The 20,844-nt window shown below is 52.6% G+C and carries 25 protein-coding genes, 1 tRNA gene and 1 pseudogene; 16 read left to right on the forward strand and 11 right to left on the reverse strand.

All coding sequences use genetic code 11. The annotated features are described in order from the left end of the window. Positions 1–153 precede the first annotated feature (153 nt). The 6 genes and pseudogenes from F3I20_RS08540 to F3I20_RS24150 all read left to right on the forward strand — a co-directional run bounded on the left by F3I20_RS08540 (position 154) and on the right by F3I20_RS24150 (position 5,605). Positions 154–1,266, forward strand: a complete 1,113-nt coding sequence (locus F3I20_RS08540; protein WP_150037489.1) for a lactonase family protein — start codon at positions 154–156, stop codon at positions 1,264–1,266. Between the two features lie 152 nt (positions 1,267–1,418). Continuing rightward, the gene (locus F3I20_RS23900; RefSeq protein WP_190285947.1) at positions 1,419–1,574 is read left to right on the forward strand and encodes a hypothetical protein; all 156 of its coding nucleotides are present in this window, start codon (positions 1,419–1,421) and stop codon (positions 1,572–1,574) included. Between the two features lie 429 nt (positions 1,575–2,003). After that, positions 2,004–2,231: a SymE family type I addiction module toxin gene (locus F3I20_RS08545; RefSeq protein ID WP_150014816.1), complete on the forward strand. Its 228-nt coding sequence runs from the start codon at positions 2,004–2,006 to the stop codon at positions 2,229–2,231. A gap of 130 nt (positions 2,232–2,361) precedes the next feature. Beyond that, positions 2,362–5,250 (forward strand): annotated as a pseudogene (locus F3I20_RS08550) (hemagglutinin repeat-containing protein); the annotation flags it as partial. 75 nt (positions 5,251–5,325) lie between these two features. Next, positions 5,326–5,520 carry a barstar family protein gene (locus F3I20_RS24410; protein ID WP_223811667.1) on the forward strand — a complete coding sequence of 65 codons (195 nt, stop codon included), beginning with the start codon at positions 5,326–5,328 and terminating at the stop codon, positions 5,518–5,520. Then, on the forward strand, positions 5,453–5,605 hold the full coding sequence (locus F3I20_RS24150; RefSeq protein ID WP_223811673.1) for a hypothetical protein: 153 nt from the start codon (positions 5,453–5,455) through the stop codon (positions 5,603–5,605). Before F3I20_RS24410 ends, F3I20_RS24150 begins: the two co-directional genes overlap by 68 nt. Positions 5,606–5,719: 114 nt before the next feature. Here the strand turns inward: F3I20_RS24150 and F3I20_RS08560 are convergent, their stop codons facing one another. Together F3I20_RS08560 and F3I20_RS08565 are read right to left on the reverse strand one after the other, a co-directional pair. Next, the gene (locus F3I20_RS08560; RefSeq protein WP_150014820.1) at positions 5,720–6,100 is read right to left on the reverse strand and encodes a YidB family protein; all 381 of its coding nucleotides are present in this window, start codon (positions 6,098–6,100) and stop codon (positions 5,720–5,722) included. A gap of 25 nt (positions 6,101–6,125) precedes the next feature. Continuing rightward, positions 6,126–6,386 carry a GlsB/YeaQ/YmgE family stress response membrane protein gene (locus F3I20_RS08565; RefSeq protein WP_150014923.1) on the reverse strand — a complete coding sequence of 87 codons (261 nt, stop codon included), beginning with the start codon at positions 6,384–6,386 and terminating at the stop codon, positions 6,126–6,128. A gap of 155 nt (positions 6,387–6,541) precedes the next feature. Here F3I20_RS08565 and F3I20_RS24530 point away from each other — a divergent pair, with 155 nt between their 5' ends. Continuing rightward, entirely contained in the window at positions 6,542–6,799 is a 258-nt protein-coding gene (locus tag F3I20_RS24530; protein ID WP_150014822.1) for a LysM peptidoglycan-binding domain-containing protein, read from the forward strand. Positions 6,800–6,993: 194 nt separating this feature from the next. Here F3I20_RS24530 and F3I20_RS08575 read toward each other — a convergent pair. From F3I20_RS08575 to F3I20_RS08585, 3 genes are all read right to left on the reverse strand, one after another. Further along, positions 6,994–7,069 (reverse strand) — tRNA-Asn (locus F3I20_RS08575). A gap of 103 nt (positions 7,070–7,172) precedes the next feature. Next, positions 7,173–7,949, reverse strand: a complete 777-nt coding sequence (gene mtfA / locus F3I20_RS08580) for a DgsA anti-repressor MtfA (RefSeq protein ID WP_190285948.1) — start codon at positions 7,947–7,949, stop codon at positions 7,173–7,175. A gap of 172 nt (positions 7,950–8,121) precedes the next feature. Then, positions 8,122–8,799 carry an ASCH domain-containing protein gene (locus tag F3I20_RS08585; RefSeq protein ID WP_150014826.1) on the reverse strand — a complete coding sequence of 226 codons (678 nt, stop codon included), beginning with the start codon at positions 8,797–8,799 and terminating at the stop codon, positions 8,122–8,124. Positions 8,800–9,410: 611 nt separating this feature from the next. Here F3I20_RS08585 and F3I20_RS08590 point away from each other — a divergent pair. Together F3I20_RS08590 and F3I20_RS08595 are read left to right on the forward strand one after the other, a co-directional pair. Then, positions 9,411–10,115, forward strand: a complete 705-nt coding sequence (locus F3I20_RS08590) for a phosphohydrolase (RefSeq protein WP_150014828.1) — start codon at positions 9,411–9,413, stop codon at positions 10,113–10,115. A gap of 72 nt (positions 10,116–10,187) precedes the next feature. Next, positions 10,188–10,469, forward strand: a complete 282-nt coding sequence (locus F3I20_RS08595) for an Arc family DNA-binding protein (protein WP_150014830.1) — start codon at positions 10,188–10,190, stop codon at positions 10,467–10,469. Between the two features lie 267 nt (positions 10,470–10,736). On the opposite strand, the gene dcm is transcribed toward F3I20_RS08595, so the two are convergent. Further along, positions 10,737–12,122 carry a DNA (cytosine-5-)-methyltransferase gene (dcm, locus tag F3I20_RS08600; RefSeq protein WP_150014832.1) on the reverse strand — a complete coding sequence of 462 codons (1,386 nt, stop codon included), beginning with the start codon at positions 12,120–12,122 and terminating at the stop codon, positions 10,737–10,739. A gap of 190 nt (positions 12,123–12,312) precedes the next feature. Here dcm and F3I20_RS08605 point away from each other — a divergent pair, with 190 nt between their 5' ends. From F3I20_RS08605 to F3I20_RS08620, 5 genes are all read left to right on the forward strand, one after another. Continuing rightward, positions 12,313–12,792 (forward strand): very short patch repair endonuclease, encoded by a 480-nt coding sequence (locus tag F3I20_RS08605; protein WP_150014834.1) that lies wholly within the window; start codon positions 12,313–12,315, stop codon positions 12,790–12,792. A gap of 52 nt (positions 12,793–12,844) precedes the next feature. Next, entirely contained in the window at positions 12,845–13,120 is a 276-nt protein-coding gene (locus tag F3I20_RS08610) for a hypothetical protein (RefSeq protein WP_150014836.1), read from the forward strand. Positions 13,121–13,130: 10 nt separating this feature from the next. Further along, positions 13,131–14,042 carry a DUF808 domain-containing protein gene (locus F3I20_RS08615; protein ID WP_150014838.1) on the forward strand — a complete coding sequence of 304 codons (912 nt, stop codon included), beginning with the start codon at positions 13,131–13,133 and terminating at the stop codon, positions 14,040–14,042. 33 nt (positions 14,043–14,075) lie between these two features. Further along, positions 14,076–14,207, forward strand: a complete 132-nt coding sequence (locus tag F3I20_RS24335) for a hypothetical protein (RefSeq protein WP_003854444.1) — start codon at positions 14,076–14,078, stop codon at positions 14,205–14,207. Between the two features lie 185 nt (positions 14,208–14,392). Continuing rightward, positions 14,393–14,572, forward strand: coding sequence for a YodC family protein (locus F3I20_RS08620; protein WP_013358298.1), 180 nt, complete (start codon positions 14,393–14,395; stop codon positions 14,570–14,572). A gap of 85 nt (positions 14,573–14,657) precedes the next feature. On the opposite strand, the gene F3I20_RS08625 is transcribed toward F3I20_RS08620, so the two are convergent. From F3I20_RS08625 to F3I20_RS08635, 3 genes are all read right to left on the reverse strand, one after another. Continuing rightward, a complete protein-coding gene (locus tag F3I20_RS08625; protein WP_013358297.1) occupies positions 14,658–15,878 on the reverse strand; it encodes a glycosyltransferase family protein in 1,221 nt (406 codons plus the stop codon). Between the two features lie 30 nt (positions 15,879–15,908). Next, the gene (locus F3I20_RS08630; RefSeq protein WP_150014840.1) at positions 15,909–16,700 is read right to left on the reverse strand and encodes a mannosyl-3-phosphoglycerate phosphatase-related protein; all 792 of its coding nucleotides are present in this window, start codon (positions 16,698–16,700) and stop codon (positions 15,909–15,911) included. Between the two features lie 354 nt (positions 16,701–17,054). Continuing rightward, on the reverse strand, positions 17,055–17,288 hold the full coding sequence (locus tag F3I20_RS08635) for a DUF2525 domain-containing protein (RefSeq protein ID WP_013358295.1): 234 nt from the start codon (positions 17,286–17,288) through the stop codon (positions 17,055–17,057). A gap of 316 nt (positions 17,289–17,604) precedes the next feature. On the opposite strand from F3I20_RS08635, the gene F3I20_RS08640 reads away from it, so the two are divergent. Together F3I20_RS08640 and dsrB are read left to right on the forward strand one after the other, a co-directional pair. Continuing rightward, positions 17,605–17,763: a YqaE/Pmp3 family membrane protein gene (locus tag F3I20_RS08640; protein WP_013358294.1), complete on the forward strand. Its 159-nt coding sequence runs from the start codon at positions 17,605–17,607 to the stop codon at positions 17,761–17,763. Between the two features lie 62 nt (positions 17,764–17,825). After that, the gene (gene dsrB, locus F3I20_RS08645; protein ID WP_013358293.1) at positions 17,826–18,020 is read left to right on the forward strand and encodes a protein DsrB; all 195 of its coding nucleotides are present in this window, start codon (positions 17,826–17,828) and stop codon (positions 18,018–18,020) included. A 104-nt stretch (positions 18,021–18,124) separates the two neighbouring features. Here dsrB and F3I20_RS08650 read toward each other — a convergent pair whose 3' ends face one another. Both F3I20_RS08650 and rcsA read right to left on the reverse strand, forming a co-directional pair. Next, complete coding sequence (locus F3I20_RS08650; RefSeq protein WP_150014842.1) at positions 18,125–19,831, reverse strand: methyl-accepting chemotaxis protein; 1,707 nt, start codon at positions 19,829–19,831, stop codon at positions 18,125–18,127. A 140-nt stretch (positions 19,832–19,971) separates the two neighbouring features. Continuing rightward, complete coding sequence (gene rcsA / locus F3I20_RS08655; RefSeq protein WP_010247685.1) at positions 19,972–20,607, reverse strand: transcriptional regulator RcsA; 636 nt, start codon at positions 20,605–20,607, stop codon at positions 19,972–19,974. Positions 20,608–20,844: the final 237 nt, after the last annotated feature.

Consider the following 20,844-nt stretch of genomic DNA (forward strand, 5'->3'; position numbering starts at 1 on the left):
CTCTCAGACCCCGCCTTTAAAAATAACATCTCCGTCACATCTCCAGGCTTTCAGGTATAATTTCAGTCAGTTGCACAAAGCCAGTCTCGTCTGAGAGGGGTAGCGTATTTCCAGCTGCGCACTGGCGCAGAACCTGCTTATCAAGGTGACCCTATGATCCCTGTTAAAACAGCGCTGGCACTCCTGCCGCTGCTGTGTAGCGCTCCGCTGTGGGCGACAACCTTCGTCTATGTGTCGAATGCCGAATCCGGCACCGTTTCCCGCTATCAGCTCAGTGAAGCCAATGGCAGCCTGCAATGGCGGGGCGATACGCCCGCCGGGAAAAAGATTATGCCGCTGGCGGCCAGCCCGGATGGTAAACATCTCTATGGCGCGCTGCGATCGCCGCCTTACGCAATCATCAGCTGGCGCGTCACCCGTCCACACGGTGATCTGCAGAAACTGGCGGTGACGCCGATCAAAGCCAGCTTTCCGTGGATCACCACCGATAAGAGCGGGCGCTACCTGCTGGCCGCCTCCTATGACAGCGATATCGTCACCAGTAACCGGATTGATGATAAAGGCATTGTGACGACCCAGGTTACGGGCGAAGTGAAAACCGGGCCGCATGCTCATTCGGTGATCACCGACGTCAGCAACCATTCGCTCTACGTTGGTAACCTTGGCGCGGATAGGGTACTGCAATATACCTTCGCCAGTGACGGGGCCATTACTCCGCTGGGTACGGGGTTTGTACAGGGTGAGAAGAACAGCGGCGCACGGCATTCTGTAATTTCGCCGGATAATCGCTTTCTCTATAACCTCGCGGAGATGAGCGGCACTATTACGCAGTTCCGGCGCGCAGCCGATGGTACGCTGACGCCATTGAAAACCTGGCCCAACGCGGTGGCGAAGAAATATAACCTGCAGCATGGCGAGCAGCGTCCGGCGGGCTACAGCGATCCGACGCCGCGCATCTGGGCGGCAGACATTAAAATCACGCCTGATGGGCAATTTATCTATGTGACTGAACGCACCTCCAGCACCGTCAGCGGTTATCGGGTAGATAAGCACACGGGTGAGTTAACATTCATCGGCAGCTGGCCGGTGGAAAAACAGCCGCGCAGTATCGCGATTGATGCGCAGGGCAAATGGCTGATCGTCAGCGGAGAGAAGAGCGCCGTGATTGGCAGCTACGCCATCGATCCCGCCAGCGGTGAACTTAAGCGGGTGGGGGAGGCCCCAGCTGGCAAAGGGGCGAACTGGGTGACCCTGATAACGCAGTAGATTTTTGAGCAGCCGGTCTCTGGCGGCGGCTGATGATTGACCAGGCAAGGCGCGTTATGCCATTTTCGGCATAAGCTGCGCAGAAATTTTTGGTTCTGATCGAGCGCGTAAGCGGGTTTACTCAGGGCATCAACTGATGCGGAGAACCTGACATGAAACAGAAACTGATAGCCTGGTTTGAACAGCTGCTGAGTGGCCCTGTGACCAGTGAACGTGTACATGATATTAACGTCGAACTGCTGCTGCCACTGAGCCAGCTGTATGGACTGGAATATTACCCGGCAGTGCATCGTTACCATGAAAGATAACGGTTGTTGTACTTTGACTGGTTAAAGGCCCGCTACTTTGCGGGCCTTTTTGCGTTCAGGGTGAAGCGAACGGTCATTTCGTTGCTCAGAAAGCGCAGGGATAAAGAGATGAGCTGGTTTCTCTGGCAGATAACTTCGTTTAATATCTGCGAGTTGTGTTCCAGCACTGCTTCTTGTCGTCCCGCATTAATCGCCGTATTCTTTTTCTGCGCCTGCCAAATCAGGCGACGGAATTGGAACTCCGGTTAATGCACACTCGCGGCAACATTTTATTGTCGTGCGTCTGGCTACACCTCAATGGTGGGCTGGGCGAGGGCACCTTAGGGTGCGCCGGTTCAGTGTGCCCGGTAGTTCCAACCTCGTTCAGTCTGCCACCCATGAGATTGGAACCTCAGGTGGCGGTTTAAAATGCATACTGGAGGCTTCCCCATGAGCACGAACCTCGAACAACACCATTTGCCATCTGAAAGCGCGCCAACTAAAACACAACGTCGGTATACCATCGGCTATCAGCCCAAACGCGGCGATTGCACCACACCTGCAATACATCTGAGCGGGAAATGGCTTCGTGAAGCTGGATTTGAAACCGGAGCCCTTATTACGGTGAAAATTGAGCAGGGCTGTCTTGTGCTGGTTCCGGAAAATACTCAGCAATAGGATATTGCGGCCTCTTCTGGCTTATGAGTTATCTTCATCATTAAGCAGTCTGAAACGCCCGCATAAGAAAAAGATGTGGGCGTCATTTCAGCCATCAACCCTAACCTCGAAAACCAGCAACCTCATCGCCTTTATCAATGGCCTGGGATCCGATCTTGCCCAGATGCGCTATCTGATGGACAACGCAGCGGCGGCGCAGCAGTCGCTGGGACTGGAGTTTGGTGTCTCACTCTCTGCTGAGCAACTCGCCTCGTTAGACAAGAGCATGATCTGGTGGGAAGCCACCACGATCAACGGTGAAACGGTGATGGTGCCGAAGCTCTATCTGTCGACAAAAGATGTGGAAGTGCGCGATGGCAGCGTGATTGCCGGGAACAACGTGACGCTGAAAGGCGGGAACGTCACCAACACTGGCAGTAGCGTGATGGCCAAAAACGATCTGACCATCGACAGCCAGAATACGCTCAGTAACCTCAACGCCGGTCTGCTCCATGCGGGTGGTGACCTGCAACTTAGCGCATTGAACGATATTAACAACGTCAGTGCGACTATCAGCGGTAAAAAGGTTGAGCTTGAGAGTCTTAACGGTGATATCAACAACCTGACCACATCGCAGCTCTGGCATCTGGATGCAGGCAACGGCAAAGGCGTACAAAAATCCTATACCGAAACCCTAAGCGGGCCAACGGCGAGCATCACTTCGCTAGATTCACTGAGCCTCAAGGCGGGCAATAATATTGCTGTCACAGGCGCGAACCTCAAAGCGGGTAGCGATCTGCTGCTGAACGCATGGAATGATATTGCCATCACCGGCAATCAGAACGTCACTGGCAGCGCGCAATTCGGTTCCGGAAATCGCTGGCAAAAAGTTGATGCGACCAGCACTAAGACCGTCAATACCGCCGGCAGCCAGATTGCCGCAGGCGGCAATCTGGCGATGCAGGCGGGCCACGATCTGACCGTTACCGCCAGCAGCATCAACGCCGGTAAAAACGCGGCGCTGGCAGCCGGTAACGATCTTAATCTCAACAGCGCGACGACCAGCCAGAATGATGTGAAGGGTAAACGTGAAACCCATTCAACCGGTCTGGATCGCACGACGCTGACCAGTGGCGGCGATTTAGCACTCCAGGCCGGACGCGACCTTAACAGCCAGGCGGCAGGCATGGCCGCAGACAAAGACGTCACTTTACAGGCAGGGCGTGACGTCAATCTGCTGGCGGCTGAAACGGGTTCTGGTAATAGCTACAAATCCGGTAAGAAGGTTGAGATTAATGAGTCGGTACGCCAGCAGGGCACTGAAATTGCCAGCGGTGGGAGTACTGCGGTTAAAGCGGGTAGGGATGTTAACAGTGAAGCGGCTCAGGTTACAGCCAGCGGTGATATCGCAGTGGGTGCCGGACGTGACATCAACCTGATTACCGCAACTGATAGCGATTATGCCTACAAAGAAGAGACCAAAACCAAAAAAGGATTTTTGAGTAAAAAGACTGCCCATACCATCAGCGAAGACAGTGACACCCGTGAAAATGGCACTCTGCTGAGCGGCGATAATGTCACACTTAATGCGGGCAACAATTTACTTGTCCAGGGTTCACAGGTCGCAGGAGATAGCACCGTAGCGCTCAAAGCCGGTAACAACGTGGATATCTTTGCTGCGACCAATACAGACTCAACCTGGCGTTTTTCGGAAACGAAGAAAAGCGGCCTGATGGGAACCGGCGGCATCGGCATCACGGTGGGCAGCAGTAAGTCGGTCCATGACTTACGTGACAAGGGCACCACACAGAGCCAGAGCGCCAGCATTGTGGGCAGCACGGGCGGTAATGTCAGTATTGTTGCAGGTGGACAGGCTCACGTCAGCGGCTCAGATCTGGTGGCGGGGCGCGATCTTGCCATTACCGGCGACAGCGTGATCATCGATCCGGGCCATGATAAACGGACTCATGATGAACTGTTTGAGCAGAAGAAGAGCGGGCTGACACTTGCGTTATCCGGTGCCGTAGGTGATGCCATCAACAATGCCGTTGCCGCCGCACAATCCTCGAAAAAAGAGAGTGATGGGCGTCTGGCAGCTCTGCAGGCAACAAAGGCTGCGCTCTCTGGCGTTCAGGCGGTCCAGGCCAGCCAGCTGGCGGAAGTGAGTGCTGATCCCAGCAATGGAATTGGCGTCAGTCTTTCACTGAATACGCAGAAATCCAAATCGCAGCAGCATCAGAGCACGGACAGCGTCTCGGGATCGACGATCAATGCCGGCAATAATCTCGCGATCACTGCCACAGGAAAAAATAACAGTGTGCACAGTGGTGATATTCAGATTGCCGGAAGTCAGCTGAAAGCAGCAGGCGACAGCAGTCTGAATGCGGCTAAAGATATTTTACTGACCGGCGCAGTGAATACTCAGGAGAGCAGCGGTAAGAACAGCAGCAGCGGCGGCGGTGTGGGCGTCAGTATTGGTGCCGGACAGGGCAGTGCAGGCATCAGTATTTTTGCCAGCATAAATGATGCTAAAGGCAAAGAGAGCGGCAACGGCACGCGGTGGACTGAGACCACGCTGGACAGTGGCGGCAAACTTAACCTCACCAGCGGGCGGGACACCACACTGGAGGGCGCACAGGTCAGCGCTGACCAGGTCATCGCAAACGCAGGCCGCGATTTAACCCTGACCAGCCAGCAGGACAGCGATCGTTACGATTCAAAACAGACCAGCTACGGCGCGGGTGGCAGCTTTACCATTGGTTCGATGACGGCTTCCGGGTATGCCAGCATCAATCAGGACAAAATGCACAGCAACTACGACAGTGTGCAGGAGCAAAGCGGTATCTATGCCGGTAAAGGGGGCTTCGATATCACCGTCGGCAATCACACGCAGCTTAACGGTGCGGTGATTGCCAGCCAGGGTGATGCCGCAGACAACCGTCTGGATACCGGCACGCTGGGCTTCAGCGACATCGGTAACTCTGCTGATTATAAAGTCAGTCACAGCGGCGGCAGCATTGCGCTGTCGAATGGCGCTGGCCTTAGCCTGTATTTACTCTGCTCGCACTTTCTGAAGTCTTACCTCTGCCTGTAGGTAAATCGAATGAGATAAAATATGATCTTAGAGGGTCGTGATATACATACAGAATCTGATCTTCATCGTATTCTGGCTGAGATGATGGATTTGGACCCCTGTTACGGCAGGAATCTGGATGCTCTCTGGGATTGCCTGAATACAGATATTGAAAGGCCAACAAGAATTACCTGGTGTCACTCAGGTTTATCAAAAAAAGCCTGGAGAGCGATTTGATAAAATCATCAAGGTTTTCGAAAGGGTAAGGCAGCAGGATATAAGCTTTTCTCTGGAAGATAAATTTGATTACTGGCTAAAATAACCTCTTCTCAATATTCAGACTATGTGCTGAACAACTTTGCTTAATTCCCCTGAATCTAAAAGATAAAAGCCTCATACTTTCGCAGCAGGCTTTTATCTTCCAATTGCATCACGCTCAGTGCATTAACTGACTGACCAGCCCGGTGAGATCGGCTTTTTTATCAATCACACCTGCAGATGACGCTTTATCCACCAGCTGTGGCAGATATTTGACCAGCAAATTCAGTGCATCGCTGGTGTTGATACCCATCCGCGTAGCCAGTTGCTCAATCGCTTCAGAGTTAATCATCTTCTGCACCAGATCGCTGCTCAGGGCAACGTTCTGCTGATCGCCGAGCCAGGAATTAACCACCTCACTGTACTCACCGCTCTGAAGATGGCTTACGATGGTGTGTAAACCGCCTTGCTGTTCCACCCACTCCAGCACACCTTTCACTTCCTGACTGGTCTGCGTATTCAGGCCGCACATCGCCAGCACCGTTTCGAGTAAACTCATTTTATTTCCCCTGAATAGTAATCGCTTAAGACTGTTTACAAGCTCTGATTTTATGAATAACAAACAGCACAATAATTGAACCCAGGGTTGCAATCGCAATGCTGTAAATATTGAAACCACTGACCTTGCCAAAGCCCAGAGCCGTACTGGCAACACCGCCAATCAGCGCGCCGATAATACCCAGGATCATGGTCATGAAAATGCCCATATGTTCTTTACCTGGCATAATACATCTGGCGATAATACCGGCGATCAGACCAAATACAACCCATGACAATATACCCATCATTACCATCCTTCTTTTTATATAAATTACTGCGTGTTTAGCAGTGGTTTAATTCACGAAATAAAAGCAGGTGTATCGTACGCCGCGCAGTATTTGTCTGGCAATCCTGTTTTTTTAATTAAACTAAACGTATCGGAAACGATAGGGGAGTAATTGTGAGCATTCTGGATAATATTAAAAATATTGGCGATGAGTTGTTACATAGCGTTGATAAAAATGTTGAGAATAAGGGCGATGTTTCAGCAGCAGGTGTCCGCACTTATACGGTGAAATCCGGGGACACGCTCAGCGCAATCGCTAAGCAGTTTTATAATGATGCATCAAAATATATGAAAATCTTTGAGGCAAATAAAAATATCCTCAGCAACCCGGATAATATTGCGCCGGGTCAGGTACTGACTATTCCTGAGTAATAATTCGCCGGGAGTACGAGCCAGCCTGAGCAGGGATTGCCCGGCTGGTTTTTGCATTTATCACCGCCGGATTCACCAGGCATATGCAGGTAACAGCAGGCGGATCCGGATGCTAATCAGAAAGAACGAGAAAATTGGGAGTACTGAAAAGCAAAAAGCCCGCTCAGGTTTCCCTGAGCGGGCTTTTCTAATTCTGGCTCCTCTGACTGGACTCGAACCAGTGACATACGGATTAACAGTCCGCCGTTCTACCGACTGAACTACAGAGGAATCGTTTGAACGAGGCGAATATTAGCCGCGTCGCACTATGGTGTCAACAGCAAAAAAGACATTATCATTCAACTGGCTAGCTTTAACGCAATGCGATCGGGATTTAAGCAGTTTGAACCGTTTCAGATGTCATCCGACTCAGGGGATCCTGCTGGTAAAACTGACGCAGATGTTCATACATCGCAGGAAAACGTTCTGCCAGCAGAATCGGAGCCGTAAAGAAATACTCAGAGAGTACAGCGAAGCACTCCGCCGGATCGCTGGCGGCGTAAGGATCGACAGTCGCAGCCTGTTCGCCTGCCAGTTCCACCTCACTTTCAATCTCTGCCATCGCGGCTCGCAAATCCTTTTCCCACCGGGCTACGACCCGCAGCGGCATGACCGGAACGCCGCTGGTATAACCGCTGCCGCGCGCATCCAGTTTGTGTGCCACCTCATGAATCACCAGATTAAAGCCGGAGAGATCGAATGAATCCTGAATATCGAGCCAGTTGAGGACGACCGGTCCCTGGGTCCAGCTCTGTCCGGCGTGAACGGCAGGTGCGCTGTGAACCAGCCCATCTTCATCCTGCCACTGATCGTCAACCTCAAACGGCTCGGGATAGATCAGCACCTCATGAAAACCGTCCAGCCACTCCAGACCCAGCTTCAGCACTGGCAGAGAGAAGAGCAGTGCAATCCGCACGCTGCGCAGTTCATCCAGCTGAACGCCCCCGAGAGGCACCAGTTTTTTCTGTTGCAGAAAGCGCTTTGCCAGCTCCACCAGCGCCTGCTGTTCAGACTCATCCAGCGGGCTGAAGACAGGCTGTGACAGCCCCTGTTGCCACGGCAGTGCCGTCAGTATGGTGTCGTTATGCGTTTTCCAGGGCCATTTAAACATCGCAACTCCTGCACAGAACCGGGCTATGTCGCTATCCTGACGCGGCAGACATAAAAATGCCAGCATCGAATGCTGGCATCTTCTGTCGCACTTCAGGACTGAAGGCTGTCTATTCAACCCGTTAGCGCGGCCGTTGTCTGTGATTCAACCCGCAAAGCGCAGGGTTGAGGCATTACCTGCGTTCAACGCGCTGAAATTCAATGACCCAGACCCAGGGATTCACTTCCCAGCTGGTTGCACCGTACTGCTTTTCCCAGGCTTTACGATACGCCTCTTTTGGCGACTCAGAATTAACGTTCATGGTGAAGAAGTTATTAAGGAAATGCGAGTCGGTCTGTACGCCCTCCGCCATAATGTCATCTTCACTGATATCCTGAATCTTTTCCGCGCGTACGCCGGTGATTTCAAGGTTGATACGACTGGCCCAGCGCGGCATGTGGATGGCGGTCTGCCAGCCAAACTCCTCGGCTTCCGGGGTGCTCATCGCATGCTGACCCAGCTCATTACTGTCGGCACGATACTGGCAATATTCCGGCAGGCGAAACGGCGTCGGGTCGCGTTCATATTCGGCGAGATCGTTCTCCGGCACCATCGGGCCGCGCCAGGTTTCACGCACCCAGAGGATGTCACCCGGTTTACCGTAGGGGCACTGATAGCTGATGTCCGCCATCGACATCATCTTGTAGCCATGCAGATGGTTAGCACTGACATCGAAAGCGTGTACGCCCTCGTGATGATCCTGACCCGGCCCGAAAGCCTGAGTTTTCATAATGCGCCGGGTTTGTGTTTGCTGGCCAACCAACAGGGCACGAACACGCTGTTCGGAAAAAAGAATCGGCCGTTCTTTCATGGATTACCTCTTTTTATTAGTAGAACCCGGTTACTGCTGTAAACGTCCATTTGCTTCACATCTAAGAATTATCATAAAAGCTTTAAATCATTTTGCTTAATAATTTGTCGCCTGACAGTCACTTTAAATTTGTCACGTTGGGTGTTAAAAACCAGCAAAATGCAAAAAGCGCACCAAAGCTTATCATGCAATCGGCAGAACGCGACGAACAGCCCGGATACAGTACGTTATAACGGTAAAAATAGGAACCTTTTCAGATTTTTTCACCTGCTATTGCCCACACTTTTACAATTAAATGCGTGACAAAAAAAGGTTAAGAATGGCCAGTTCAAATGGTTCAAAAGCAATCAAACATTACTACTGTTAAACTAATTTTCTTAGCAGAAACTCACTGAGGAAAGGCTGAAAACCGCCGAAATTGCGGTATTTCTGTAACAGAGATGCTATACAGATGATCAAGATCTCATTTTTCTGCCCGAAATCGCTGGCAGCGCCGCTCTTTTCAACAGCACTGTAAAAAAAGTGTCATTAGCCAGTCGCTATGATGGCTTGCCGTTTGCGCACTGATCACGACAGAGAATCCGCTGTCGATCACTACAGGGAGATAGATTATGTCACTTACACTCTGGCAATCCCGCTATGAAAGCTGGTTTCAGGCGAACTGGATCCACGACGACGGCGCGCACGATATCGCCCATCTGCGACGCGTCTGGATGAGCGCGCAGCGAATCATGACCGGCACGAAGGCGGACCCGCTGGTGGTGCTCACCGCCTGCTATTTTCATGATGTAGTGAATCTTCCCAAGAATCATCCGGAACGGCATCTCGCCTCAACGTATGCAGCCGCGGAAACGCAGCGTATTCTGCAGCAGGATTTTCTCGATTTCCCGGCAGAAAAGATCGATGCCGTTATGCATGCGGTTAAAACCCATAGTTTCAGCGCCGGTATCCCGCCAGAGACGCTCGAAGCCAAAATTGTGCAGGATGCAGACCGGCTCGAGTCACTGGGCGCAATCGGGCTGGCCAGGGTGTTTTACACGGCCGGTGCACTGAATCGCCCGTTATTCGACAGTCAGGATCCGCTGGGTAAAGATCGCGAGCTGAATGATGTTAAGTGGACGCTGGACCATTTCCAGAAGAAGCTGCTGCGCCTGCCGGAAACCATGCATACCGAAACCGGCCGCATGCTGGCTGAGCATAACGCCGATTTCCTGGTGCGCTACATGGCGAAGCTATATGCCGAGCTTCAGGGTAACCTGGTGGGGATGGATGAGGGCGTGCTGCGGGATTTCACTCCATTGAAAACCGAATATTAAATTTTTATGACAGTATGTTAATCGAAACGGTCATCCGGTAGCGTGTGAGCAATAACAAAAAGGAGCTGCCCGATGACCGAAACTGTTAATTTAACGATTAAAATTGATCCCGAGCTGAAAGAAACAATTAAACAGCTGGCGCTGGAAAACCAGATTTCAATGAGCCAGGAAATTGTGCAGCGTTTGCAGGCCAGTCTGGAAACGCATCCGCATCCCGCCATTGATAATCAGGACATCACTGAAGAGGGAGCCGATGACGCGGGTGCCGGTGACGTGAAAGTTGATGGACTGAGCGCCAGCGAATTGAAGCAGATCCGCCTGCTGCTGAAGAAGCAGAGCAAAAAGAAGAAATAAAACAGAAACCCGTCGCAAGACGGGTTTTTACTTTGGAGAAAGGCTGGACTGTTTCGCTATGAGACTGTGCCTGCTCAGGGAACACGGTCAGATCGGAAAGACGCAAAAGCCGCCATCCATGGCATGCTCGGCCCGCACCGTCCTGGCGCGGGACGCTTTCCCCTTCTGACCGTGTTCCCTGCGAGTTGAGCTTATTTGTTGCTGTGAGTATCGTCAGATGTAAGTTCTTCATCAGCCTGAAACCCGTCGCAAGACGGGTTTTTTATTTCAGTTCGATGACGACTTCAGCTGACGAATATGCGGCAGCAGCAGCTGCGCGACCGCTGCAAACACCGGCACGACTACCGAGTTACCAAACTGCTTATAGGCCTGGGTATCTGAAACCGGAATGCGGAACGGCTCGCGGCCCGGCACATCAAAGCCCATCAGGCGTGCGCATTCGCGCGGAGAAAGACGACGCGGACGCCGTGCCATATTATCCGCATTCTGAAACTCCGCTTCACCGAGCACGCTGTTCCAGCCGCGGTCAATCAGAATCTCTGAGCCATCTTTGTAGTAGCGTGCTGACAGCGTCCGCACGCAGCAGTCAGGATTGCGCGGATCGTTAAGGCCAAAACCAAAGCCATTACCTTTCGCTTTATGCTTTTTCGCATACTGATAGAGGTAGCGCCACAGCACCGGCGACAGAATATATTTGTCGTCTGGCGTCTTCTCTAACAGACTTTGCAGGCTGGGCACCTGCGCCGGATAAAAACGGCGAATATCGCGCAGCGTAAAATCCTGCTTTTTCAGGTCACGGCGAATCCCCACCAGCACAATGCGTTCGCGATGCTGTGGCAGGAAGTGACGTGCGTCAATCACTTTGGCATCGGGGCTGTCGGCTCCGGCATCGGCCACGTCATAGCCCAGCTCATCCAGCGTCTCCATGATGATGGCGAAGGTGCGGCCCTTATCGTGGCTCTTGAGGTTTTTCACATTCTCCAGCACAAAAAACGGCGGTTTCTTGGCGGCCAGAATGCGCGCAACATCGAAAAACAGCGTACCCTGCGCCTGACACTCAAACCCGTGGGCGCGGCCCAGCGCATTTTTCTTGCTGACCCCTGCCAGCGAAAAGGGCTGGCAGGGAAAACCGGCCAGCAGCACCTGATGGTCGGGGATTGCTGCATCAATCGCGCGGTATATCGCTTCATCGTCAGTCAGACCTTCAGGCTGGGTCACCTGACGAATATCGGTATTGAAGTGATGCTCCAGCGGATCGCTATAGTGGTTGGCTTTATAGGTGCGAACCGCCTCTTTATTCCATTCACTGGTGAACACACACTTACCGCCGATCGCCTCGAATCCTTTACGGATGCCGCCAATCCCGGCAAAGAGATCGATAAAACGAAACTCAGGATTATCATAGTGGGCGGGCCGGGTCGGCAGCAGACTCTGCAACAGCGACAGCTCCGCCTCACACAGCGGTGGCAGGGCGCTTTTACCCTGACGGATCCGGTTCAGCAGGGCCGGGGTCCAGCAGGAAAATCCCGCCTGCTGCAGTCGGGCCGTGAGATCACGAACCGAATAGATGTCCAGCACCTGTCCAAAGAGTTCAGACACATCAGCAGATGAAAGTGCAGCAGAGAGTGGTTCAGCGAGAGCGGCGGGATGCATGCGTTTTTCCTTAACAGTAAGGAGCCTATGCTAACACTCCAGAGGCTGCGAGGAAATTGTCGGGATGTGCCCTGTGTCAGACCGCCGGAAAGTTCTGTTTTTGCGGCGTAAGCTCCGAAGTCCTCCGGCGACAGCTTTCGCTTTTCGCGGCGCAGGCTAAAGTTACAGAACCAGCAAAAAAGGAGACGTTATGGCTGATGTTCACTCCAGCGAAACACGCAGCAAAAATATGCGTGCCATTCGCGCTCAGGATACGGCCATTGAGCAACGTATTGCGCTGCTGCTGAAAGATCGGGGATTCAGCTTTCGCGTGCAGGATAAAAACCTGCCGGGACGGCCTGATTTTGTTCTGACCGAACAGCAGGCGATTATTTTTGTTCATGGCTGCTTCTGGCATCGTCATCACTGCTATCTGTTTAAACTGCCGGCGACGCGCACAGAATTCTGGACCGGGAAAATTAACAGCAATGTTGAACGCGACCGGCGTTATGTGCGCCAGCTGCAGGAAAGCGGCTGGAAAGTGCTGATCATCTGGGAGTGTGCGCTGCGTGGCAGACTGCGCCTGACGGATCAGGATCTGCTGGAGCGGCTGGAAGAGTGGCTGCTGGCGATGTCGGAGAGTGCCGAGATCGACCATCAGGGGATTCATCATTACAACGCTGATTGCTAATCAGGACCATAATTGGTTAGATCTGCGCTTTCTCCGTGGCCAGGAGCCTGACATGAGCAGCATAAAACTGACGGTTAAACGCCTTTACCAGATTCGTGACGAGCGGATGGTGAACACCAAAGCCACTGCGCGGGTCTATTGCGGCGACAGGCTTATCGCTACGGAGGCGATCACCGGCATGACCGAAAGCCCGGTCAGCAAATACCTGCACGCTGAACGCGCAGAAGGTGATGCGGTGCGGGTAGAGTGGGATTGTGAGGGCATCGCTGAGATGACCGTAACGGAAATTGAGCGCTGCCCATGTTGTCAACATAACGAACCAGACTAAGGATAAGATTTTGGCAGGCACCAGTTTACTGACTTTACTTGATGATATTGCAACACTTCTGGACGATATTTCCGTCATGGGAAAAGTGGCGGCAAAAAAGACCGCTGGCGTCCTGGGCGATGATTTGTCGCTGAATGCACAGCAGGTTACCGGCGTAAAAGCCAACCGTGAGTTGCCCGTGGTCTGGGGCGTGGCTAAAGGTTCGTTTCTTAACAAACTGATCCTGGTGCCGCTGGCGCTGATTATCTCCGCGTTTGCGCCCTGGCTGATTACGCCGCTGCTGATGATTGGCGGGGCTTATCTCTGCTACGAAGGCGTGGAGAAGGTGATGCACAGTCTGCAGCACGACAAGCAGAGCAAATCACCGGAAGCACGTCAGCAGCGCCTCGATTCGCTGGCGAATCAGAACGCGGCAGAGTACGAGAAGAAAAAAATCAAAGGCGCGGTGCGCACCGATTTCATCCTCTCGGCGGAAATTGTCGCGATTACCCTGGGGATAGTGTCGGAAGCACCGCTGCTCAACCAGGTGATCATCCTGGCGGGCATCGCCATTCTGGTCACCATTGGTGTCTATGGCATCGTGGCGGGTATCGTTAAAATTGATGACCTCGGTTTCTGGCTGCGTGAAAAGCCGTCGCGCGTTGCGCAGGGTATTGGCAGTGTGCTGCTGACCGCCGCGCCGTGGCTGATGAAGACCCTTTCGGTGGTCGGCACCCTTGCGATGTTCCTGGTCGGCGGCGGCATCGTGGTGCATGGCATCACGCCGCTGCATCATCTGATTGAGGAAGTCAGCGGCGGTTTCAGCGGCTGGATCGCGATGCTGCTCAGCAACGGCGCAAACCTGGTGCTGGGCTTTATCATTGGGTCGATTGTGCTGTTAGTGGTCAGCCTTATTGCCAGAGTGCGCGGAAAATCGGTATAAAGCGCACTGTGATTTACGGTCAGGAGAATGACGATGAACGACGACATGTTTGAATTTGATATCGACGCACAGCTTGAGCAGGCTGAAGCGAAAGCAGAGAAAAAAGCCAGCGAAGTGCCGGATGATCTCGGTGACGAAGCCGATTGCGAAGGCTGTAAAATCTGACGTCAGCGTCAACACTTTATCAAAGCGGATAAGTTTTTTTATCCGCTTTTTTTATATTCCGCATATCCAGCTGCTTAATTCTGAATTTGCCCTTTTTTTGCGTGCCTTAACAGGCAAGGGTCGGCTTTGCCTGCTATAAAGAAAATAATCACTCAGGTTAATAACACGCATGAAAGGAGCGCAACATGGTTTTCGCAATCAGTGAAGAAGTGCAGCACAAGGAAGAAGGTCATACGATGGTGGTGACCGGCTACGCCAGTGGCATGGTGGAATGCCGCTGGTATGACGGCTATGCCGTGCGCAGCGAGGCTTTTCGCAGTGATGAACTCTGCGCCCTGAATCCTGCGCAACAACTCGCAAGCTGAGAGCCTCAGGCCTGAAGGTCAGATGACCCGACAGGCCCGGTTTCATATTGCCTGAGGCCCGGCACACTCCCTGTGCCGCCCTGTTTCAGACGTTACCGTCGTTATCCTCTTCAACCGCCTGATAGATGCGCTGCAATACATCCGGGAACGCCGACTGAACCCGGCTCCAGCTGGGTATAAACGGTTTATCGTTAGGACGTTCAATAAACGCCTGTCCCGCTTCCAGAATCGACTGAGTAAACATCTCCACCGCGGCCTCTTCGACGTGCTGATCAAACTTCAGTCCGTTCATTGCCGCTTCGTGGTTATAGGTCTCCATCATATCCAGCGCATTACGGTAATAGGTTGCCTTCAGCACCCGGAATGAATCGCTGGTTAGCGGCACACCCATGGTCGCGAGTTTACGCAGCAGGGACTGAACGATGTCGCTGCTCATACGCTTGAGTCCGCCGGTGCCATCATCTTCTGCCAGCGGCTGATGCTTGTGATCGTAGTTATCGGCGATCTCAACCTGGCACGACTGGCGGGTGGTGTAGTTACGATAAATCTCCGACAGCACGCCAATCTCCAGTCCCCAGTCGCCGGGGATCTTGATGCCGTTCAGCACATGCGTTCGCATGGCGAACTCGCCAGAGAGCGGATAGCGGAAGCTTGTCAGGTAATCCAGGTATTCCGAATGGCCATAGACTTTCTGCAGTGAGCGCAGCAGCGGCCCGACCAGCAGACGCCCGACACGGCCATTCAGCTTGCCATCCGCGACGCGCGCGTAGAAGCCCTTACAGAACTCATACTGAAACGCCGGGTTTGCCAGCGGATAGAGCAGGCGGGCCAGCATGCCACGCTCATACGTGACGATATCGCAATCATGCAGCGCCACACAGCTGGTGCGGTCCGACGCCAGGGTATAACCGGTGCAAAACCAGACGTTACGGCCTTTACCGGGATTGGTAGGCGACAGACCCTCTTTATCCAGTTCCGCATCAATGGCCTTCAGACGCGGGCCATCGTTCCACAGAATGCGATGCCGTTGCGGCAGGCGGGAGAAGAACTCGCGGGCAAACAGGAACTGATCGCGGTCAGCACGATCCAGACCAATCACGATCTCATCCAGATAAGGCACTTTGGCCAGCTCATCAACGATTTTCGTCAGCGCCGGACCTTCAAGTTCGGAAAACAGCGATGGCAGGATCAGCCCCATTTTGCGTTTGCGGGCAAAGCGAACCATCTCTTTTTCCAGCGACTCCACGCTGCGGTGGGTCAGGTTGTGGAAGTTGGTGATTACGCCATTCTGATAAAAGTCACTCATCGCATCATCCTTTTAATGCCCGTGGGCAGCTTATTGAGGTTGAGTCAAAAAATAGTCCAGTCCTTCACGCCAGCCTTCGGGGCCATGGTGAGCGGTGTAATAGACCTGCTGCTGATCGGTCCGGCTGAGTGTTACCGGTGTTTTACTGTAGCCCTTAATCACGACGGCATAATCAACTGCGTCCAGCATCGGCGCATCATTCGGCCCGTCACCAAGACCAATTGTGATGGCTGTTTCACCGGGAGAATGGTCCAGCAGCCAGCGCAGCGCTTCGCCTTTGCCGCAGCCTGCTTGCATTACATGCCAGAAACGGCCGCCCTGCGTCAGCGCCAGCCCTTCAGCACCCAGTGCCGCCTGAAAGCTATCGAAAGCCTCGTCACTGTCGCGCCAGACAATCACTTCAGACGCGTCGCGCTGGCGTGCCAGCGCGGCATCTGCCTCACTCAGTCCGGTCATTGAGGCCACTTCCGGATCGGAGAAGTCATGGAAGCCGGTAAAACGGTAGGTTGTTTTCAATGCGGCCAGCCGCTGGCAGAGTGCGTCATAGGTCAGCGTATTATCAGGCAGACGGATACGCTGCTGCTCCTGCGTCTGGACCACGGCCCCGTTCTCGGCAATAAAGGGTGAACCACTGATCCCCAGTTTTTTTTGCAGCGGAAGGATTTCGGCGGCCGTCTTACTGGAACAGATCACCAGCGGAACCTCGTGCTGTTTCAGCGTGGTAAGCCACTCAGTGGCCGCATCCCAGCGATAGGTATGGTGGTCGAGTAGGGAACCATCGAGATCGGTAATAATCATTAACGGCTGTTGAAGATCGGGCATTAACAGGCTCCTTTCATCACGTTCGCGGCTAAAGCAGCGATTTTTCAATATTATAGTTGAATATGGCTCACACTTTTTTTCCTGCCACGCTGACTGAAAATCCAGGATAAATCTTAAAAAAGAAAGGGAGAAAAGCGAGGGATGCAGGAAGTGTGCAGGCGCTAAGTCACTGGCTGGCGCGGTTTTTTCGGTAACTATTGCCCCATAACGACCCGGTTCGTTGCAGAAACGTGCATATCTGATACTTGTTTTGGTGACGCGTTCGCGTAATCTGCAGAGGTGTTAAGAATTCCCTGGTGTAACGAATTGAATTTTTACCCGGCTTTACAGCCGGGTATTTTTTTGAAATCGATTTCAGCGGTTAGCTTCATAGGCGCGATAGTCACAGATGTCGATTTCAAACGCTTCCGCCAGTTCGGTATACGAGTGAAAAATCTGGCCTTCAACTTCAAGCCGTGGCATCTGGCCCTGCTCCATATACTCCCGTATCTCTCCTGACGTTTTCGCCTGTATCGCCGCCAGTAAACCTTCAACATCCACCTTCAAATCGGACGCTGGCATATCGGTGTGCTGCTTTTCGTCTGTCATTTTCTGACTCCTGAGAGCAAACAGAATAATCAGTATAGAACGCGGGGCAGAAAGAGGGGATTGGGCAGATCGCAGATAAAAAAAAGCCCGCGCTGCGCGGGCAAAATCCTTGTTACTTTAGGTTGTGGCTGCACCTATGGGGGTGGTGCAGTGGAGGAAGTGTAAAGGCCAGGCGCGTAAGAAGTCTTGCGGTGAAATGTTAAGAAATTGCAAAAATGGTCCTTACTCAGATTTACCTGACTTTGCCCCTGAACAATGCAGATTCGGCTATAGTTGATGATAAAGCTGATTTTATTCAATACCTAAAGGAATGGTTATGGACATCTTAAGAATTATTATCGCAATTCTGCTGCCACCGCTGGGCGTGTTTATGCAGGTCGGTTTTGGGGGGGCTTTCTGGCTGAATATTTTGCTGACGATCTGTGGTTACATCCCTGGTATCGTTCATGCCGTCTGGGTCATTGCCCGCCGCTAACGCGCTGCATCGTGCCGGTTCTTCGTTTAGACTGTACGCAGTAAATAATCAGGAGAACCGAAATGAAGGTAAATGATCGCGTCAGCGTCAAAACCGATGGCGGCCCGCGTCGCGTGGGTACCATTCTGGCTATGGAGCCATTTAATGAAGGCACCATGTTTCTGGTCGCGCTGGAAGATTATCCACTAGGCATCTGGTTTTTTAATGAAACGCAGCAGCCGGATGGCATTTTCGTCGAGCCTTACCACGACGCCTGAGCCTGACGTGCATAAAAAAGCCCCGTTACGTTAACGTAACGGGGCTTTTTTGCATTCAGTGCCGCTGTCGTCGACAACAGCCGCTGACGGTTACCTGGAGGGCGTCAGAAGGTTTCCCAGTTATCACTACCGGTGGCCAGCGCGGGGAGCGGTGTCAGAGCGGATGTTTTGGCTGGTGATGTGACGCGCGCGGCCACACTTTTCGTGGCAGGCGAATCCTGCAGACGGAATGCCGCCACCGCCTGTGTCAGTTTGCCCGCCTGATCTTCCAGCGAGGCTGCTGCCGCTGAGGCTTCTTCCACCAGCGAGGCGTTCTGCTGAGTGACGTTGTCCATCTCAGTGACCGCCTGGCTCACCTGCTGAATACCCCGACTCTGTTCGTCCGATGCCGCGGCGATCTCCGACATAATATCGGTGACGCGGCGTACCGCCTCGACAATCTCACCCATGGTGCTGCCCGCTGCGCCAACCTGATGCGAACCGTCATTAATCAGCGTGACCGACTCAGCAATCAGGGATTCAATCTCTTTGGCCGCCTGCGCACTGCGCTGGGCCAGATTGCGCACTTCGCTTGCCACCACCGCAAAGCCGCGACCCTGTTCTCCGGCGCGCGCTGCTTCAACTGCTGCGTTCAGCGCCAGGATGTTGGTCTGAAACGCGATGCTGTTAATGACGTTAGTGATCTCAGCGATTTTCTTCGAGCTGCCGGAAATGTTGGTCATGGTTTTCACCACGCTATCGACAAGATCACCCCCGCTGCGCGCCTTGCCAGAAGCATCCGCGGCCAGCTGGCTGGCGTGATGGGCATTCTCGGCATTCTGTTTTACCGTGGCGGTGAGCTGTTCCATGCTGGCAGCGGTCTGCTCCAGTGCTGCCGCCTGCTGCTCGGTGCGTGAAGAGAGGTCGGTGTTACCGGCGGAGATTTCGCTGGAGCCCTGATAAATCGCAACGGCACCTTCACGTACTGTCCCGACGGTGGTCACCAGCGCCTGCTGCATCAGTTGCAGATTGTGGATCAATGTACCAATCTCACTGCGGCCATAGGGCAGGGGAGCAGAGGTCAGATCGCCCTGCGCAATGCGTTCAATGCGCAGCACAGACTGACGCAGCGGGTTAATTACCACGCGACGCAGGAAGACAAAGGTCATCAGTACCAGCACCAGTGCGGCACTAAACGCCACGGCCATGGAGATAAAGCCAATGCGCGACTGATGATCGGCTTCGGCAGTAATGGCATTCGCGCGGTCAGTACGGATTTTGATCGCCTTCAGTAACACCGCGTTATAGTCATCATCCAGTCTGCGGGTAACGTCTGTTTCCTGCGCGATGATGCCCTCAAAGCTGCCCTGTTTACCGGCATTAATCATCGGTATCAGGCCTTTATTAATGTAATTATTGAAGCGTGCCTGTAGCGTAGCATCCAGTTCAGTGTCAGCCGGAGACTTCACTTTGCGCGCTTCATAAACTGCAAAGCCATCTTTAGCCTGCTGAATACGTTTTTCAGCAGCCGCCACGTTGGCGCGAAACTCATCCATTTCACCAATACGCGCGGCGGCACCGGCCTGGATAATGGTCAGGCGTGCCGTACGCAGGTGATTGGAGCTGTTAGCAAGGCCCATACGAACCTGGATTTCGTCCGTAGCATCATCGAGGGAGTGGTTGCTTGAAATAAGAAAGTAACTGGCGACACCAATACAGAGTGCGAACAGCAGCAAAATGCCGCCGAAGATCAGGCTAAACAGCGGCACCAGGCGGAGATTCTGCCAGATGCCAGCGCTTTTCTGTCCATCATTATCTAATGCAGTGTTCATATCCTTGCTCTCTTGAGGCTGTTGTTATAAGGCTTAACATCGGCAAAAGAGCGTAAAGGCTTAGCAGCAAGAGTGAGACCTGGCTCCCAATTCAGCGCAAAAAAAACCGGCCATTAAGGCCGGTTCTTCAGGTCTGACGATCAGCGAATATTAACGTAAATACCCGAGGTTACATTATCGGTTAAACGCACCACATGATAAATAACCTGTTTATTATGGGTTTTGATTTTGCGTTTAATATTACCTTTGTGTGACGATACCGTTTTGGCCTTAATTTGCATTTTATCTGAGATCTGAATGGTGTCATGACCTGACATCCACATCTTCAGCATGTTTGACTCAGTCTGGCTCAGCGTCAGCGGGTGAACATCCATGCCCGAAGAGATGCGCGCAGACTGGTTAAGCTTCTTCTGCAAATAGGTGCTGAGTAAGGAATCCAGGGTCGATGTCTTCATCGATTTTGATGTAATAATCAGGTTCTTACGAACGTAGAGATATTCCTCAAAATGGATATTGCTAATCGCCATGAATATAAAGAACAGCGTATCAGGATGCTGCGTAATAATACTGCGGATACGTTCGCTGGAATCTGACTCATGAATGAAACAATCTTCATTAATAAAGACGACACCAGGATTTAATTGCTCACATTTTTGCTGTAGTTGCTCAATATCGGAGACAGAAGAGATATTTTTCTTCTTAACTCCTTTTAAAGACATGTAGTCTGATAATCCCAGGCGTGTGTAGTTGCAGGAATCCATAATAATAGTTGGCATAATAGCGACCCTCACCAATTTGTTATCCGTTTAAATCAACGATGAATACGCGTTGCGGTACGAGAGAGATTTCTTAGGTACTTTTTTATTCTGCTCGTGCAGTGTGGCAACAGGCAAACGCCCGTAAAAGTCTTCATCCCTGACCCGTTCTGCAAAAAATTTGTGCTGCCATGACGTCACACATTCTCCGGCAATGGCGGGGAATGCCAGTGAAGTGCCGGAGATTCAGTAAAGCTC

Origin of the sequence: Candidatus Pantoea gossypiicola (assembly GCF_008632075.1) — a bacterium.
GTDB lineage: Bacteria > Pseudomonadota > Gammaproteobacteria > Enterobacterales > Enterobacteriaceae > Pantoea > Pantoea gossypiicola.

Coding starts and splice junctions, on each gene's coding strand:
- F3I20_RS08635 (WP_013358295.1), bottom strand. CDS start 17,288: ATGACAGACGAAAAGCAGCACACCGATATGCCAGCGTCCGATTTGAAG.
- F3I20_RS24410 (WP_223811667.1), top strand. CDS start 5,326: ATGATCTTAGAGGGTCGTGATATACATACAGAATCTGATCTTCATCGT.
- F3I20_RS08590 (WP_150014828.1), top strand. CDS start 9,411: ATGTCACTTACACTCTGGCAATCCCGCTATGAAAGCTGGTTTCAGGCG.
- F3I20_RS08625 (WP_013358297.1), bottom strand. CDS start 15,878: ATGAGTGACTTTTATCAGAATGGCGTAATCACCAACTTCCACAACCTG.
- F3I20_RS08565 (WP_150014923.1), bottom strand. CDS start 6,386: ATGGGTATATTGTCATGGGTTGTATTTGGTCTGATCGCCGGTATTATC.
- F3I20_RS08545 (WP_150014816.1), top strand. CDS start 2,004: ATGAGCACGAACCTCGAACAACACCATTTGCCATCTGAAAGCGCGCCA.
- dsrB (WP_013358293.1), top strand. CDS start 17,826: ATGAAGGTAAATGATCGCGTCAGCGTCAAAACCGATGGCGGCCCGCGT.
- rcsA (WP_010247685.1), bottom strand. CDS start 20,607: ATGCCAACTATTATTATGGATTCCTGCAACTACACACGCCTGGGATTA.
- F3I20_RS08610 (WP_150014836.1), top strand. CDS start 12,845: ATGAGCAGCATAAAACTGACGGTTAAACGCCTTTACCAGATTCGTGAC.
- F3I20_RS08630 (WP_150014840.1), bottom strand. CDS start 16,700: ATGCCCGATCTTCAACAGCCGTTAATGATTATTACCGATCTCGATGGT.
- F3I20_RS24335 (WP_003854444.1), top strand. CDS start 14,076: ATGAACGACGACATGTTTGAATTTGATATCGACGCACAGCTTGAGCAG.
- F3I20_RS08605 (WP_150014834.1), top strand. CDS start 12,313: ATGGCTGATGTTCACTCCAGCGAAACACGCAGCAAAAATATGCGTGCC.
- F3I20_RS08540 (WP_150037489.1), top strand. CDS start 154: ATGATCCCTGTTAAAACAGCGCTGGCACTCCTGCCGCTGCTGTGTAGC.
- F3I20_RS08595 (WP_150014830.1), top strand. CDS start 10,188: ATGACCGAAACTGTTAATTTAACGATTAAAATTGATCCCGAGCTGAAA.
- F3I20_RS08620 (WP_013358298.1), top strand. CDS start 14,393: ATGGTTTTCGCAATCAGTGAAGAAGTGCAGCACAAGGAAGAAGGTCAT.
- mtfA (WP_190285948.1), bottom strand. CDS start 7,949: ATGTTTAAATGGCCCTGGAAAACGCATAACGACACCATACTGACGGCA.
- F3I20_RS08650 (WP_150014842.1), bottom strand. CDS start 19,831: ATGAACACTGCATTAGATAATGATGGACAGAAAAGCGCTGGCATCTGG.
- dcm (WP_150014832.1), bottom strand. CDS start 12,122: ATGCATCCCGCCGCTCTCGCTGAACCACTCTCTGCTGCACTTTCATCT.
- F3I20_RS08560 (WP_150014820.1), bottom strand. CDS start 6,100: ATGAGTTTACTCGAAACGGTGCTGGCGATGTGCGGCCTGAATACGCAG.
- F3I20_RS08585 (WP_150014826.1), bottom strand. CDS start 8,799: ATGAAAGAACGGCCGATTCTTTTTTCCGAACAGCGTGTTCGTGCCCTG.
- F3I20_RS23900 (WP_190285947.1), top strand. CDS start 1,419: ATGAAACAGAAACTGATAGCCTGGTTTGAACAGCTGCTGAGTGGCCCT.
- F3I20_RS08640 (WP_013358294.1), top strand. CDS start 17,605: ATGGACATCTTAAGAATTATTATCGCAATTCTGCTGCCACCGCTGGGC.